Genomic DNA, 13,699 nt, shown 5'->3' with positions numbered 1-13,699 from the left:
ACTTCCTGCCCTGGGAAGATAAAGGACGCAATGATTGGCGCAGAGGCGTTTATATCAGCCTGGGTCATGAGTTTGGCAGGTTCTTTCATTTTAAGTAGGTGGCTAGCGCCTCATCGGAGAGGTTGTTGATAAATAGCCGGAATTGACCGACTCTGATTTGGGTAGCGTAGCGGGCAGCATACTCTTCTGCTAGTTGGCTGACCTGCTCATTCTTGAATTTGCCTTGCAGCACCTTGCTTACAGCTTGACGGCTAAGGCCCGTCACTCGCGCTATATCGGCCTGAGCCCCAGGCGGAAGTTTATTGTTCATGCTCTGAAGGAGTCGATGAAGGGGATATGGTAGCAGGCCGGGTCACATCGTGCGTCCAATTGCCGCCGCAATACGGGCAGGATTCAACATTGGCACTTCGGGCGATGTACTGGCAGCGGTTGCAGGCGGGTAGGGTTTGGCCTGGCAGGATGTGAGCGGCGTAGTTCATAACTCAGGGTTCTTAGGGTTCTGCTGTTAACGATGATGAGGGGGCGTCTGACGGGCATGCCACGCCTCATCAGCACAGGAGACACAGGCTCTAGACTCTCCAGCGGCTGCCATCCGATTCGTGCCGTGACAGCGCGGGCAAGTGCCATAGGCGGGGAGCAAGGCCCGTAGGCGGTCTATCTCGGCTAGCAGGTCGGGGATGTCCTGCCGAGCAGCAGCAATAAACAGGGTATCAGCCTGCAATTGTGCTACTGCCCTGTTCACGCCGCTGTTCATGGTGCAGATATGATTGCTAGGCTGGAATAAGGGGGCCGGGTTGCCATAGTTCGGGTATTGAGGGTATACCCGAAACTTGTTCTTCGGCGCAGTTGGGGCCGGCATCCAGGGGCCAAGGCTTGCCTTCTGACACCGTTCCCGTATCTGGTTCAATCGTTCCTGGTTCATGGTTCTTAGGGTTCTGCTGTTAAGGGGGAAGAAACTAGAAGGGCTTAGCGGTTTTCGGCGGTTAGCCAGCAATTGTCGGCTGGGGTCATGAACTTCTGGCAGCCGGGGCATACCCACCCTAGACGTTCGCTATTCAGCCAGCCCCGACCGGTGAGGTCAGATGGCAGCGTTAGCGTACCTTTGCCTAGATCTTCAGTACAATGGCAGACGCCGCAGGTTGCTACCCAAGGATTTGTGTTGTTGAGCAAAGAGGTAGACGCCAAGCGGGTAATACTCCCTTTTGTAATCGGGGCGCGACAGTCTGGTAACACGGTGAATGGAGCATGCTCTATCGCAACCACACTTTGGTCAAGGGAGGCTGCTGTTGCTTGGATGGTTTGGTCGCCAAGGGCGCGGAGAATTCGGTTGGACTCTGTATGCTGTCCAGCTTTATCCAGGTTCTCAGCAAGTAGTCGAGCATACGCTTCGGCGCTGGCCTTGTCGCCCGACAACGCGGCTTGTATGATTTTGCAGATTTCAGTATACATGGCTTAGGCGGCTTCTGTGGTTGTCTAAAAGGGAATATCTCGGGGTGCGGGGGTGCAATCTATTGCGGTATGCCTTGACGGTCAGCCTCTTGCTTGATAAGCAGCTTGATGCCCGCTTGGTGGCTCATGTCTAGCTTGGCGAACAGGGCAAACGCCCGCCGCTCCGCCGCACTCTCCGGCGTGTACTCCGCCTTAAATATTGTTTTGCGGTGGTACTCCCGCTTCTTGGGACGCTCCTCGGCCATGAAATTGTGCTGTTGTACGGTATGTGTGCGTCTAAGGTACGGTTTTCTATCTCGAAAATCAAGATAGACGAAATTTCGGAACCAAATCCCCCTGTGTTCCGATGGCCGACGAAGCAACCTCCCAAAATCTAGCGACAGACACCAGTACCGCCGACGTTTCGACGCCGGATGCACTGACCGCTTTTACGCAGAATTTCGCCAGCAGCTACGCCTCCACCGGCAGCGACTCGGCGGCTCCCTCGACGGCCGCCGCTGCGGCCCCGGCCGAGAAGACGAGCACGGACGCCGCCACGGAACCCACAGCGGGCGCCGGCACGGATGCCAGCACGAGCACCGATACCACGCAGGCCACCGCCTTTGACGAGACGGCCTACCTGACGAGCAAGTTTGGTGACAAGTACAAGACCGCCGACGAGTTGGCGGCTGAACTCTCCCAAGCGGAGCAGCTGCGCCAGAACCAGTTGACCGACGAGCACAAACGCTCGCTGGCCCTGCTGTCGGACCCCGAAACCCGCCGCGAGTACCTGCGGCTGGCTGATACAGACTACACGAAGATGGACGCGCTGCAGGCTATGCGCGAAAACTTCGCCCGCAAGAACCCGCAGTATGACGCCGAGGAGGCTGATGGCTGGTTCAACAAGTGGGCTACTGAAAAATTCGGCGCGGCCGTGGGTGTTGACCCCGACCACCCCGATTTCGAGGAAACGGCCGAGTACCGCGCTGACAAGCTGTTGATGGACAAGCAGGCAGAGCGGGACCGCCAGGAACTCACTTCATACCGCGACGAGCGCACCAGCGCCTTGCTTGCGGGGGTATCGGTGCCCACGGCCTCGTCGGATCAGACGGCCGCCGCGCCCACCATTACCCCCGAAATCCAGGCGCAGCTCGATTCGCACTACGCCAACGTGGATTCGTTCATTGGCGCTGGCCTTGACCTGACGGTAGAGCTACCCGACGGCAAGCAGGTGACGCTGAGCGCGGGGAGTACCCCGGAAGAAACGGAACTGGCCCGGCAGGTAATGCGCGACCCGCTGACGCACATCCAGAACTTTGTTTACCCCGACGGCAAAACCGTTTCCCTGGAGAATCTGGCCCTGCTCAGTGCCGTCTTCTCCCAAGGCAACAAACTGTTCGCCAACGCGGTGAAAATCGGCCAAGACCTCGTGCCGCCGCATGTCGAGCTGGATACGCTCACCAACGCGGGCACTACGGCCACCGCCTCCGCTGCCAGCACCACCTTCAGCCCCGAAGCCTTCGCCCGCCAGTTTGCGGCGCAGAACGGCATCGGCAACTAATCCACTTTTCGACACCTCTCTTTTTCTAGACCATGCCTAACGGTTTTGTAAACGTTACTACCCTCGACAACAACGTAGTTGCCGTACCCCGGGTAGATACCAAATTCATGGGTCTGAACGACTATTTCAGCGACAATGCGCCGCTGGTTGTGCGTCAGGCCATTTCGGAGGTTTCTCCCTACTACAACTGGCGCGACGTGCTGGCCATGCTGGAAACCAGCAAGCGGGTAAGCACCACCAAAGACCTGGAAGTCCGCTCCTTCGAGCAAGGCCCCATGTTCCGCCCCGTGAAAATCGGCGCTATCGTGGGCTCCGGCACCGCTTCGGAAGTGGTCGTTACCCTCACCGCCGACTCGTTCCTGGATACCGAATCGCTCGGCGGCACCGTGGCTCGCACGTCCCTGATGAAGGACGACCTGATTCGCTTCCGGAACGGCGCGACGGGTATTGTCCGCATCAAGGCCGGCTCGGGCGCTACCACGCAGTTCACCCTGCGCGGCGTCACCGGCTCGTCGGAAAACATCACCCAGGCCGTTCAGGACCACATTACCAGCGGCACCCCGCTGTTCGTGTACTCCAACGCCTTCGGGGAAGGTACCTACGCCCCAACCGAAGGGCTGGAGCAGAGCACCACGCAGTGGCGCAACCAGGCTCAGATCATCAAGACCCACCGTGCCGCCACCGGCGACGCCAACGCCGTGGAGATTATTGACTGGACCGGCAAGAACCGCTACTACTTCAAGCAGGAAGTAGAAATGGGCGCTGAGCACCGCATCAAGGAATTGCTCGCTATCTGGTTCGGTTCGGGTGGCTTCACGATGAACGAAGCCAATGAGCCGGTTCGCATGTGCTTGGGCGTGGATACCGCCATCGACAAGATGGGTAACGAGTACCGCTACACCGTCGGCACCTTCTCGCTGGCCGACCTGGACCTGATTGTGGCCCAGATTGACGCGGTGAACGGCGGCAACGTGTACGACTTCTATGCGGGCTCGGCTCTGTTCCGCGCCGTGCAGAAAGTCTTCAACCAGGCTATCGGTGCTACCGGCCAGACCGGTATCGACTACAGCAACTTCGGTGACGGCGACCCCAAGCAGAAGATGGTAGACCTGGGCGTAATGGCCATTGTCTACGGCGGCATCACCTTCCGTCTGATTCAGACCGACATGCTGAGCCTGCCCGAGTTGACCGGTATCAACGGCTACAACTTCCCCAACGACGGCTACCTGATTCCTTCCAAGCGGCAATCGGTAGACGTAAGCGAGAACGGCCGCAAGAACAAAATCAGCGTCAACACCCTGGAGGTGAAGTACACCACCGAGTTTGACGGCTCGATTCGCCGCTACAAGTTCGACCCGTTCCCCCGCGCCATCACCGGCCGCGACCAGACGGCTCTGGAACTGCTCACGCAGGTTGTTCCCCAGATCACGAACACCCGAAAAATGATTAAAATCAAGGCGCTGGCTGCCTAAGCCCGCCTAAACTTCCCAACGACAGGGGTTGGGTTTTGGTGAGAAAGGCCGGCTCTTATAGGGTCGGCTTTTTTTCTGTCTCGCTTTTCCAGACAAATCCAATTTTTCTATCTGGAAAAACGAGATAGAATGTGTATCTTTCTCGCCCAAACCAACCCCTTCACAACAACCCATGACTCAACTATTCCAAGTACCGCAAGCGGTCTACAACAACTTTAGCCAGGATCTACTCGACTCGCTGCCTAAGGATATTAACCCCAACCAGAAGGTTATTTTCCGCGCCATCCAGAAGGGCTCACCCATGCAGGAAATTGAATCCAGCATGTACGGCACCAGCAAGCGCAACGTGACCAAAAACTGGTCGAACCTGCCCCTGGTGGAAAACATTCTCGACCCCGGCACAAGTCAGTATGTGGGCCTGGCCTACTTCGGGGGGCCGGTAACGCCGACGGCCAAGCCCTTGCTGGTCGAGTTCAAACGGGCGTCAATGGCCCAGGTGGAGGTGGTTCCCAACCGGCAGCCCGACCTCTACCATCGGCTCATGTTCAGCAACTACAATAAGAACTGCTGCAATCCGGCCCATAGCCAGCCCGCCGACGGCTATATGTTTGAGGTGATTCGCCCCGAGAAGACGGCCGCCGACCTGTTCAAGCGTAAGAAGAACGTGGCCATTGCCAACGAGGCCATTATCCTGGCCGACGTGACCCAGCTCGTGCGTCTGGCCCCCAAAGTGGGCGTATCGGTGCCGGCCTACATCACCGAGCGTCTGGAAGCGGGCACCCTCAAGGAGGACGACGACAGCGAATTGCGCAACAACTACATGGCGCTGGCCGAGAGCGACCCAGAAACCCTTATCAAGCGGTTCGAGGCTGACGAGGAGCGCCTGTTCAAGCTCGTGGACAACGCCGTGAAGCACGAGGTGATTGCCTATGACCGCCAGCAGGCGCAGTGGGTATTGCTGCCTGAGCGCAAGTTCCTGTGCATCGTGCTGCCGGGCCAGAAAGTGGAGGATGCAATGGCGGACTTCCTGATTCTGCCCAACCACGAGCCGATTAAGAAGGCTATCGAGAAAGCGGTAGCCCAGCGCGAAAAGAATAAATAAGCAACGAGGGAATGGCTAACAAGCGGATCTATTTCGTGCATCGCTTTCTCAAGCAGATGGTCAACCAGACCCGGGGCTATAGTACTGACCCCGAGATTGACGACGCCCTGCTGGTAGCCTCCCGGGAGTTGTTTGCGCACTACAATGGGCCGGTTTCGGAGTACGCTCCCGGCCGGCCCATTCCCCGCGAGGGTTACCAGCTGAACACGACCATTAACGTGGCCCTGCACCCCTTCAAAAAGAGCCAGGACTACGCGGTTTCTCCCACTGCCCCGGCCGTGAAGCTCGCCAACGGGTTCATTCCCTTTCCCAAGGGCTATGTGCGGCCCACGGCCTTCGACGTGCCCGGGGCCGAGGAAACCGCCCGCATTGTCAACGACAACCAGCTGGCCTTCCGCCTGAAAAGCCCCGTAAACGCGCCCACGGCTGAGTACCCGATTATCGCCGTGGTAGACAAGGGCTACCAGCTCTACCCCAAGGACGTGGCCGCCGTCACCTTCGGCTACCTGGCCTTGCCGCCCGAACCCCGCTACGCGCTGAAACTCGACTCCCAAGGCGAAATCATCCGTGATGCGGAAGGCGAGCCAACGTATGACGACGCCAACAGTGTAGACCACGGCTGGCCCGAGGCCAACGAAAACGAGTTGATTGCCCGGGCGCTGAAAATCCTGGGCGTGGAAGGACGCGACGCTGCCGTGCAGCAGTTTGGGCAGTATCAAGCAGAAAAAGGCGAATAAGCAATGGCAGACGAGGCACTTACAACCGAAGACGAGGCAACGAGAGGACTGGACGCGCCCGGCGCGGGCGACACGGCTCCCGTGGTGCCGGCCCCGGCCTTGCCCTACGCCTTTCTGGGCCGGCCTGACGCGGCCCGTGACCTGATTCTGGCCGACCAGCTCCACCACTGGCTGGTGGGCGGGCCACCCACGGCCGATTCGCCCTACACCACCCGCGAACTGCGGTTGTGGGTGCAGCAGGCCCGGTTGTGGCTCGATGCCGAAATTACCCGCAAGAACAAGGAAATAGAGCAGGCTGACTTCGTAACCCGGCAGAAGCTGGAGCGCGAGAGCTTCTTTGACGACGTGCGGGCCAAGTCCGAGTTTGGCGAAACTCCGGAGCGGTGGATGCAGACCTTTATTCTGCAGGTACTGACCGACCCCGATACGGAGGAGCAGTATTCGGAGCTGCCCGAGGCGTTTGTAAACCTGCGCCGCTACCAGAACCTGCCCGGCGAGGAGGGCGTGTACGCGGTAATGGCCGTCAAGGAAGTAGACCGGCGCCACACCGAGGGCACGCTGGTAAAACTGACCCCAGGCCAGGAGCTGCTCATCGACCAGACGCTGCCCTTTGGACTATTTGGCCGCTACGGGTTCCGCCGTGAAGGCGCCCGCATCAAATACTCGCGGGACCGGGGCATGAAGCCTATTGCCGCTGCAAAGTTGCTGGCCAAGCTCATTCTCCGCGACTCCCGCCTGACCACTTTGCCCGAGGCCCCGCTGATTGCCGCCGCCCACGACTTTGAAATCCTGAAGCTGGCCCAGCAATTCGCCCTCAAGCGCAAGGCCGAGGACAAACTGAACGACAACAATTCCACCACCATTCCATAACCCCTGACCAATGGAAGCCTTTTTTGATAAAGTAAACGACGAGATAAGTAAGTGCCAGGAGAGAATTTACCCAATACCGAACGGGTGGGGGCTACTGTGCTTGCTGCCAGAAGAGGAGTACAGGGCTGTAATGCGTCAATTTAACCGGTTCATGGCGGTATATATCGACTATGCCACCGTGCAAATTCCAGGGGGATTTGACTTTGCCAATATCACATCGTTTGTGATTCGCGGCGTAAATATTCGGCTTGTTGTGGCTGATGTACCTAAAGGCTTTATCACGCACACCATATCAGTAGAGTAGTCAATGCAGCACCTCACACCCTCCCGCGACTACACGCACTACGACGATGTAGCCAAGCCGCTGACCTTCCAGGAAGGCATCGACTACTTGATTTCCGAGATACTGCCCTCAACCAGCGGTGACATATTGGTGGTCCAGCACCCCGACCAGGAAGATGATGTACTGCTCCGGCCCGATAAAGTAGCGAAGTGCTATGAGTAGCCCGCGTAAATACCCCGCAAATCAGTGCTTACCCGGCGCTAATGTTCACGAGATTAACGGCGATACGGACGCCTTTTTTGAGTCAGATCATGTGAATATTTATCAGCACGGCGAGTGCCAAATTAAACTCACAGTAGCCGAACTCGAATACATTTTGGCTGAGGCAAAAGCCACTCAATTCGTTTAGATGCAGACCCGCCAACTTTTCACGCTCGACACGGTACTGCGCAAGTTCCTCCAGAAAATGGGGGATGCGCCGGCCCACTACTACGCGCAGATGCTGCCCCACGTCTTCGACTTCTGGGTGGGCTACGTATCCGATACCGGCCGGGAAAACCGCACCGTGGAGTTGGCTATTCTGCCTGACCGCACGGCTGTTCTGCCGGACGACTACGACAACTACGTGATGGTGGGGGTGCGCAACGGGGACTACGTGCGCAACCTCACCTACAACGGTAGCCTGACCAACCTGCCGCCCAGCTACGAGCCGTTTCTACAAGGCTCGCTGGCGGAGGAAGTCGTAGCCGTACCCGAAGCCGAGGGCGTAGTGCCCCGTGTCGGCCTGCGCCACGCCTACCTGGGCTGGCCAGGCGGCGAGCTGTACGGGGAGGGCTACCCTGGCTACGGGCAGGAGTTTAAGATTGACGGCCCCGGCCGCCGCATTATCTGCTCGACGGAAGTACCGCAAGACCGCACCCTAATTCTGCAGTACCACGCCTTTTCTACCGTGGGCAACGAGGGGTGGGTGATTAACCCGCTCTGGGACAAGCCGCTAAGCCTGTATCTGACGTGGCAGTTTTACCTCTACGTCAAAAAGGACTTGGGAGCCGCCCGTGAGTTTGAGCGCCTGTATCACAAGGCCAAAGACAAGGCCGAGGACCGCAGTTCCACCTTTAGTATTACCGACGCTTACGCCGCCCAGGCCAACCACGCCCGGGGCATCTTCCGCTAACCCTCACCAATCCCTGTCATGGATTTACAAAAACACAATCAAGCAACCGACCTGCGCCAGAGAATAAGCGCATTGGAGCGCAAAATTTCCCAAGCCACCCAGGCACTGGATCAGGAGTTTATTGCTGTTGGCTACGCGAAGCCGATAGCTCGCCGCAAACTCGCCATTTTGTCGGTAGCTGAAAAGACAGGGTATGATGGTTTTCCCGCTAAAGACCTGCTCTCCAAGATGATTCCCGACATAACTGTTGAGGTATCCGAGAGGGTCTTAGCCGAAGCCATCAAAAGCCAAATTCAAGTGTGGCAGAGCGAAGTCGCTCAGCTCGAATCCCAATTTTCTGCCCTATAACCATACCATGACCCAAAAAGCCATTATTTCAGATTCTAAGCCTGGCGAAATGACCACGATAACCTTCTTTAGCGGGGCGCCATCGAAAGAAACAGTCATTACTTCTTACCAACTACACCCCGCCAATCTACACGAAGCCATGAAAGAGTTCTGCGCCAAGGGCATAAGTGGCACCGAAGTGGAGTTTTCAACGAGTACGCCTCAAGAAGCATAGTAAATGCTCATTTCCCGCCAAATCTTCGTCGGAGGGCTCGATACCGACACCGCCAAGGACAACGTGCCGGCCAACAAGTTCACCGCGGCCCGCAACGTGGTCCTGGAACGTGGCGCCATCGAGGCCGCCTGGGGCAACCGCCTGCTGGCTGAGGCCGACTGGCTGCCGACGGAAGGAACCGTGCGCTGTGTCGGCGGGGCGCAGGACGGTGCTACCGGCCGCCACTACTTCCTGCTGCACCACTCGGGCGGCCAGCACCTAATTGCTCGCCTCACGCCGGCCGATAACAACGCCTACGAGCTGGTGCTGCAATGGGAGGGGCTAGCCGTGCCCGCCACCGTGACCAAGAACGTCTGCTTCCTGGACGGGCTGCTGCTCTGGCTCGACGCCAACAAGGAGATTCGCGCCCTGCCCGTGGGCAAGCCAGCGGAGTTTGCTCCCGCCGTACTCCAGGCCGACCCGCTGGCCCTGCATGTGGTGCGCCAGCCCCACCAGGGCACGGTAGGGGTGGAGCGCCTGGCCAACACCAACGTATCCGACGTGCGCAGCACCCTGAACCGGATTGCGGGCAATGCGTGGCAGGTGGCCCTGCAGTACGAGTACACCAACGGCGAGCGTACCCCGCTGGGCTCCTATTCGCCCGTGCTGCCCCGTCGTATCACCACGGCCGCCGCCGTCGAAGCCGACCCGCGCAACTACATCCACGTCACACTGCCTACGGAGGTACCGCCCTTGGTGCAAACCGTGCGCGTGCTGGTGCGCCGCGACGACGAGCCGCAGTGGGAGGTGGCCGCCGCCCTGGAGCGCGTCAGCGGCCTGTTTCCGACCTCCTATGACTTCTACGGCGTGACCACCGGCGAAGCCATTCCCGCCCTGGACGCCGCCAAACTCTACGAGTCCATTCCTATTGAGGCCGGCGCCATGACCGTGGCCCGTAGCCATATCTTCGTTGGAGACTGCAGGGAAAGCCTGACGGTAACGCCCGTCAACTGGTCGCTGGACCTGATTACGGGCACCGGTGCGCCCACCGGTAACACGACGGGCACCGTGTATCAGGTCGATACCGACTACGTGGAGCAGGTAGGCGACCCCGACGGCGGCACCCACCAGGAGTCGCGCGTGCGAACTGCCTTTTACGCCGTGGCTTCCGGCGCTTACCCGGATGCGGGCAGCACCTACCAGCAGGTGGCCCTCAACAATGGCGTGTACTACGCCGTGGTGGCCACTACGCCCAAGACCTACCAGCAGGTATTTGTAGACTTTGCGCCCGACGAGCAGCTGGGCGAGAACCGCATTGTCACCCCGCTGCCCAACCAGCAGATTGCCCCCTTCGGCACGCAGCCCCCGCCTACCCTGGACGGCCAGGAAACCTTTCACGAAAACACGTCCTACCGCCTGGGCGTGGCCTTCTATGACCGATTGGGCCGCACCGCGGGCGCCACGTCCCTGAAGGACTTGAACATTCCCCGTCAGCAGGTGGGCCTACTGGCCGCCCGCAACGTGTCCTGGAAGCTGAACACGGCCGAACTCGACCAGACGGCCGAGATTCCGGCCTGGGCCTATACCTACGCCATCCTGCTTTCCAAGAACCGCACCATCCGTTTCTTTCAGCAGTTTATCACCGACCAGCTCCGCCAGTACCGGGGCGACAAGGCCGACGGCTCGGCCGACCTCGTGCCCGTGGACGAAAACAACACGTCCCTGATGAAGTCGCTGTGGGTTTCCATGACCACGCTGCAGACCAGTGGCCGCGGCTACGAGTTTCAGCCCGGAGACCGGGTGCGCTTTCCCGACCTCGACCCTACGGCCGACTACCCCATTCTCTACCAGCGCGGCGAGTATCTGGCCCTGTCGCCGCTGGCCCTGTACCAGTTCGTCAGCCCTTCCGGCGACGAAATCAGCAGCCCCCAGCCCCGGGTAGAAATCTACCGGCCCGTCACCTTCTCCGAAGAGTCGGTGCTGTACGAGCGTAGCCCGCGCTTCCCGATTGCCCGCTTCACGCCCGAGGGAGGCTTTCAGCAGCGCCGCTACACCACCACCAGCGGCGTGCTTACCGGCGACACCTTCCTGCTCAACGGCTACGAGGCCATGAACCCGACGGCGACCCAGGCCAATATCTGGCTCGATGCGTCCCGCGGCCGGGCTATTCCCGTCATTATCAACGGCGAGCAGATCCGCCGCTTCTCGCTGCTGCGCTATTCGGGCGTGAAGGTCCAGGGCACCCGCCTGATGGGCCTCTCCGTCTGGGACGCGACGGCGCAGGACGACTTGCCGCAGGAGCAGGGCGCCATTGTGGCCCTGGAAGTAGCCGACCAGACCCAGGCCGAGGGCACGCTGCTGCTGGCCGTGCAGGAAAACGGGGCCGAGTCCCGCTACCTCGGCCAGACCGCCCTGCAGCAGGCCGACGGGCAAACCACGCTGGCCCTGACCAAGGGCGTCATTGGCGGCGGCAACGCCCTGCGCGGCGGCTATGGCTGCCTGCCCGAGCACGCGGCTACCGTGAGCGAGTTTGCCGGCCGCGTCTTCTACTACTGCCAGCGCCGACGTGAAGTGATTCGCTACGCCCAAAACGGGGCCTCTCCGCTGGCCAAAGACAAAACCGCCCGGGCGCGGGTGCGGGAGTTGGCAGCCCAGTACGCCGGCGCCACCGTGCACGGGGCCTACGACCCAGGCACGGAAAGCTACCTGTTGTTCTTTGGCGAGGCCAACGGCAATCCGCCCGTGGCCCTGGTCTTCAGCGAACGGGCCGGCCAGTTTGCCGACCTCTGGGACTTGCCGGCCGAAGCGGGCATGGCCTATGACGACCACCTGCTGAGCTTCGAAAACGGGTTGCCCTGGCAGCACCGCCCCGAGCATGACCGCCTGCGCTTCTTTGGCAAGCCGGTAACGATGCAGGTGACGGCAGCCGTCAACGAAGGCTCGGAAGCCTCCAAAACCTGGAAGGCCCTTGCCGTGGTCAGCCCGCAGAAGTGGAGCGTGGTCGTATCCAACGACCTGGGCCAGCAAAGCCGCATCCTGGCCCCGTGGATGGTCACGGAGAAGGGTATCTGGCGGGCAGCCTTCCGTCGGGACGAAAACACCCCGAACCTGACGCCCGCCACCGCCCTGCACCTGGGCCGGGAGCTGCAAAGCCCCACTCTCGATGTGACGCTTTCCTACACCGGCACGGAAAAGGCCCAACTGGTAAGCACCGACCTGATTTTCTTGCCCTTAGCCCCCTGAGTAGTGCTGTTCCGAAAATCGGGACAGATTTCAGAAAAAGTATCTCGATTTTCGGGATAGAATTACTATCTTTCCGCCACTATGCCGCTTCCGCTCTTAGCCCTCGCGGGCATTTCCGCCGCCCCCCAGCTACTCAAGCTCGGCCAGGGCATTCTGCAAGGCCAGAAAGCCAAGAAGGTGAAGGTTGAGGACACTCAGCCGGCCGCCTCCAAGGAAAATCTGGCCCTGCTGCGTGGCTCCGCCAACGCCCAAATGCCCGGCTACGGGCTGATGGAAGGCCAACTGGCCCAGAATCAAGCCGCTGTTGCGGGCCAAGCCCTACGCGCTGGCGGCAGCTCGTCCGACATTATGGCCTCGATTGGCGCCGCCGACGCTCGCCGGCAGCAGGGCCTGGCCAACCTGAACGTGCAGAACCAGCAGTATCAGGCCCAGGGCCGCCGTGCTCTTTCGGCGGGCTTGCTGCAACAGGCTGCCTACCAGAAGGCGGACCAGGACACGGCCAGCCGTACCCGCGCCGCCCTCAAACAGGCTTCGGCTACCAATGTCTTCGGCGCCGTGGACGGTCTGGCCAATACCGGTGCCTATTTTGGCAGCACGGCCGGCCAGAACCAAGTAAACGGCGTAGGCGGCTTCAACCTGCTCGGCGGTTCTGGCGCCTACGATTCCAACCCCAATACCCGTGCGCTGATGCGCGGCTATGCATAACCCCTTCACCAACCCAACCCCCTGTTTTATGAGTGAAAAAGTAATTTTCTGTGATGTGGACGGCGTAGTAGCCGACCTTGGCCCTGAGTGGGTACGGCGCTACAATGCCGACTACAACGACAACCTGTGCTACAAAACCGGCGTGACCGGCTGGGATATGACTCCGTTTGTCAAGCCGGAGTGTGGCCAAAAAATCTACAACTACCTCCACGACAAAACCCTGTACGACGGCGTGCAGCCCATTGAGGGTTCTGTAGAAGGTGTGGCGCGGTTGCGTGAGCTGGGCTTTCGGGTGGTCTTTGCCACCTCAACCAACGTGCACATGGCTGGCCGCAAGCTCCTGTGGTTAGCTGAGCACGGCTTTCTGGACTTGAAGTACGGCACCCTTTCGCCCGACTACATGGAGGTGCACGACAAGTCGCTGCTCCACGGTGGCGCCCTGATTGATGATGGCGAGCACAACCTGAAGAACTTCTGTGGCATTCGAATTCTGTTCAGCGCCCGCCACAACGCGGCTGTCAACAACCCCTCGTTCTTCCGGGTGAATAACTGGAAGGAAGTCGTAGACCAATTCGTGCTGTAA

Annotated in this window: 15 protein-coding genes; 13 read left to right on the top strand and 2 right to left on the bottom strand. The window is 59.8% G+C overall.

The window, feature by feature from the left end:
• Positions 1-85 precede the first annotated feature (85 nt).
• Entirely contained in the window at positions 86-310 is a 225-nt protein-coding gene (locus E5K02_RS10230) for a helix-turn-helix domain-containing protein (RefSeq protein ID WP_135394624.1), read from the bottom strand.
• Positions 311-1,508: 1,198 nt separating this feature from the next.
• A complete protein-coding gene (locus E5K02_RS10225; RefSeq protein ID WP_135394623.1) occupies positions 1,509-1,694 on the bottom strand; it encodes a hypothetical protein in 186 nt (61 codons plus the stop codon).
• Between the two features lie 101 nt (positions 1,695-1,795).
• Here E5K02_RS10225 and E5K02_RS10220 point away from each other — a divergent pair, with 101 nt between their 5' ends.
• The 13 genes from E5K02_RS10220 to E5K02_RS10160 all read left to right on the top strand — a co-directional run bounded on the left by E5K02_RS10220 (position 1,796) and on the right by E5K02_RS10160 (position 13,699).
• A complete protein-coding gene (locus E5K02_RS10220; RefSeq protein WP_135394622.1) occupies positions 1,796-2,989 on the top strand; it encodes a hypothetical protein in 1,194 nt (397 codons plus the stop codon).
• A gap of 32 nt (positions 2,990-3,021) precedes the next feature.
• On the top strand, positions 3,022-4,461 hold the full coding sequence (locus tag E5K02_RS10215) for a hypothetical protein (RefSeq protein WP_135394621.1): 1,440 nt from the start codon (positions 3,022-3,024) through the stop codon (positions 4,459-4,461).
• A gap of 172 nt (positions 4,462-4,633) precedes the next feature.
• Positions 4,634-5,563, top strand: a complete 930-nt coding sequence (locus tag E5K02_RS10210; protein WP_135394620.1) for a hypothetical protein — start codon at positions 4,634-4,636, stop codon at positions 5,561-5,563.
• Positions 5,564-5,598: 35 nt separating this feature from the next.
• A complete protein-coding gene (locus E5K02_RS10205; RefSeq protein WP_135394619.1) occupies positions 5,599-6,300 on the top strand; it encodes a hypothetical protein in 702 nt (233 codons plus the stop codon).
• 3 nt (positions 6,301-6,303) lie between these two features.
• Positions 6,304-7,170 carry a hypothetical protein gene (locus E5K02_RS10200; protein ID WP_135394618.1) on the top strand — a complete coding sequence of 289 codons (867 nt, stop codon included), beginning with the start codon at positions 6,304-6,306 and terminating at the stop codon, positions 7,168-7,170.
• Positions 7,171-7,180: 10 nt separating this feature from the next.
• Positions 7,181-7,474 (top strand): hypothetical protein, encoded by a 294-nt coding sequence (locus E5K02_RS10195; protein ID WP_135394617.1) that lies wholly within the window; start codon positions 7,181-7,183, stop codon positions 7,472-7,474.
• 3 nt (positions 7,475-7,477) lie between these two features.
• Positions 7,478-7,675: a hypothetical protein gene (locus E5K02_RS10190; protein ID WP_135394615.1), complete on the top strand. Its 198-nt coding sequence runs from the start codon at positions 7,478-7,480 to the stop codon at positions 7,673-7,675.
• A 187-nt stretch (positions 7,676-7,862) separates the two neighbouring features.
• Entirely contained in the window at positions 7,863-8,627 is a 765-nt protein-coding gene (locus tag E5K02_RS10185) for a hypothetical protein (RefSeq protein WP_135394613.1), read from the top strand.
• An 18-nt stretch (positions 8,628-8,645) separates the two neighbouring features.
• Positions 8,646-8,975, top strand: coding sequence for a hypothetical protein (locus E5K02_RS10180; RefSeq protein ID WP_135394611.1), 330 nt, complete (start codon positions 8,646-8,648; stop codon positions 8,973-8,975).
• Positions 8,976-8,982: 7 nt separating this feature from the next.
• Positions 8,983-9,189, top strand: coding sequence for a hypothetical protein (locus E5K02_RS10175; RefSeq protein ID WP_135394609.1), 207 nt, complete (start codon positions 8,983-8,985; stop codon positions 9,187-9,189).
• Positions 9,190-9,192: 3 nt separating this feature from the next.
• Positions 9,193-12,411 (top strand): hypothetical protein, encoded by a 3,219-nt coding sequence (locus E5K02_RS10170; RefSeq protein ID WP_135394607.1) that lies wholly within the window; start codon positions 9,193-9,195, stop codon positions 12,409-12,411.
• A gap of 81 nt (positions 12,412-12,492) precedes the next feature.
• Positions 12,493-13,116, top strand: a complete 624-nt coding sequence (locus tag E5K02_RS10165; protein WP_135394605.1) for a hypothetical protein — start codon at positions 12,493-12,495, stop codon at positions 13,114-13,116.
• A 28-nt stretch (positions 13,117-13,144) separates the two neighbouring features.
• A complete protein-coding gene (locus tag E5K02_RS10160; RefSeq protein ID WP_167856349.1) occupies positions 13,145-13,699 on the top strand; it encodes a 5' nucleotidase, NT5C type in 555 nt (184 codons plus the stop codon).

Origin of the sequence: Hymenobacter metallicola (genome assembly GCF_004745645.1) — a bacterium.
GTDB classification, from domain to species: domain Bacteria; phylum Bacteroidota; class Bacteroidia; order Cytophagales; family Hymenobacteraceae; genus Hymenobacter; species Hymenobacter metallicola.
Note: the sequence above shows the minus strand (reverse complement) of the source record. Positions and strands in the feature narration are given on the sequence as shown.

What these genes read in the sequence shown, in the direction of transcription:
- E5K02_RS10230 (WP_135394624.1), bottom strand. Translation starts at nt 310, where the DNA reads ATGAACAATAAACTTCCGCCTGGGGCTCAGGCCGATATAGCGCGAGTG.
- E5K02_RS10225 (WP_135394623.1), bottom strand. Translation starts at nt 1,694, where the DNA reads ATGGCCGAGGAGCGTCCCAAGAAGCGGGAGTACCACCGCAAAACAATA.
- E5K02_RS10220 (WP_135394622.1), top strand. Translation starts at nt 1,796, where the DNA reads ATGGCCGACGAAGCAACCTCCCAAAATCTAGCGACAGACACCAGTACC.
- E5K02_RS10215 (WP_135394621.1), top strand. Translation starts at nt 3,022, where the DNA reads ATGCCTAACGGTTTTGTAAACGTTACTACCCTCGACAACAACGTAGTT.
- E5K02_RS10210 (WP_135394620.1), top strand. Translation starts at nt 4,634, where the DNA reads ATGACTCAACTATTCCAAGTACCGCAAGCGGTCTACAACAACTTTAGC.
- E5K02_RS10200 (WP_135394618.1), top strand. Translation starts at nt 6,304, where the DNA reads ATGGCAGACGAGGCACTTACAACCGAAGACGAGGCAACGAGAGGACTG.
- E5K02_RS10195 (WP_135394617.1), top strand. Translation starts at nt 7,181, where the DNA reads ATGGAAGCCTTTTTTGATAAAGTAAACGACGAGATAAGTAAGTGCCAG.
- E5K02_RS10190 (WP_135394615.1), top strand. Translation starts at nt 7,478, where the DNA reads ATGCAGCACCTCACACCCTCCCGCGACTACACGCACTACGACGATGTA.
- E5K02_RS10185 (WP_135394613.1), top strand. Translation starts at nt 7,863, where the DNA reads ATGCAGACCCGCCAACTTTTCACGCTCGACACGGTACTGCGCAAGTTC.
- E5K02_RS10180 (WP_135394611.1), top strand. Translation starts at nt 8,646, where the DNA reads ATGGATTTACAAAAACACAATCAAGCAACCGACCTGCGCCAGAGAATA.
- E5K02_RS10175 (WP_135394609.1), top strand. Translation starts at nt 8,983, where the DNA reads ATGACCCAAAAAGCCATTATTTCAGATTCTAAGCCTGGCGAAATGACC.
- E5K02_RS10170 (WP_135394607.1), top strand. Translation starts at nt 9,193, where the DNA reads ATGCTCATTTCCCGCCAAATCTTCGTCGGAGGGCTCGATACCGACACC.
- E5K02_RS10165 (WP_135394605.1), top strand. Translation starts at nt 12,493, where the DNA reads ATGCCGCTTCCGCTCTTAGCCCTCGCGGGCATTTCCGCCGCCCCCCAG.
- E5K02_RS10160 (WP_167856349.1), top strand. Translation starts at nt 13,145, where the DNA reads ATGAGTGAAAAAGTAATTTTCTGTGATGTGGACGGCGTAGTAGCCGAC.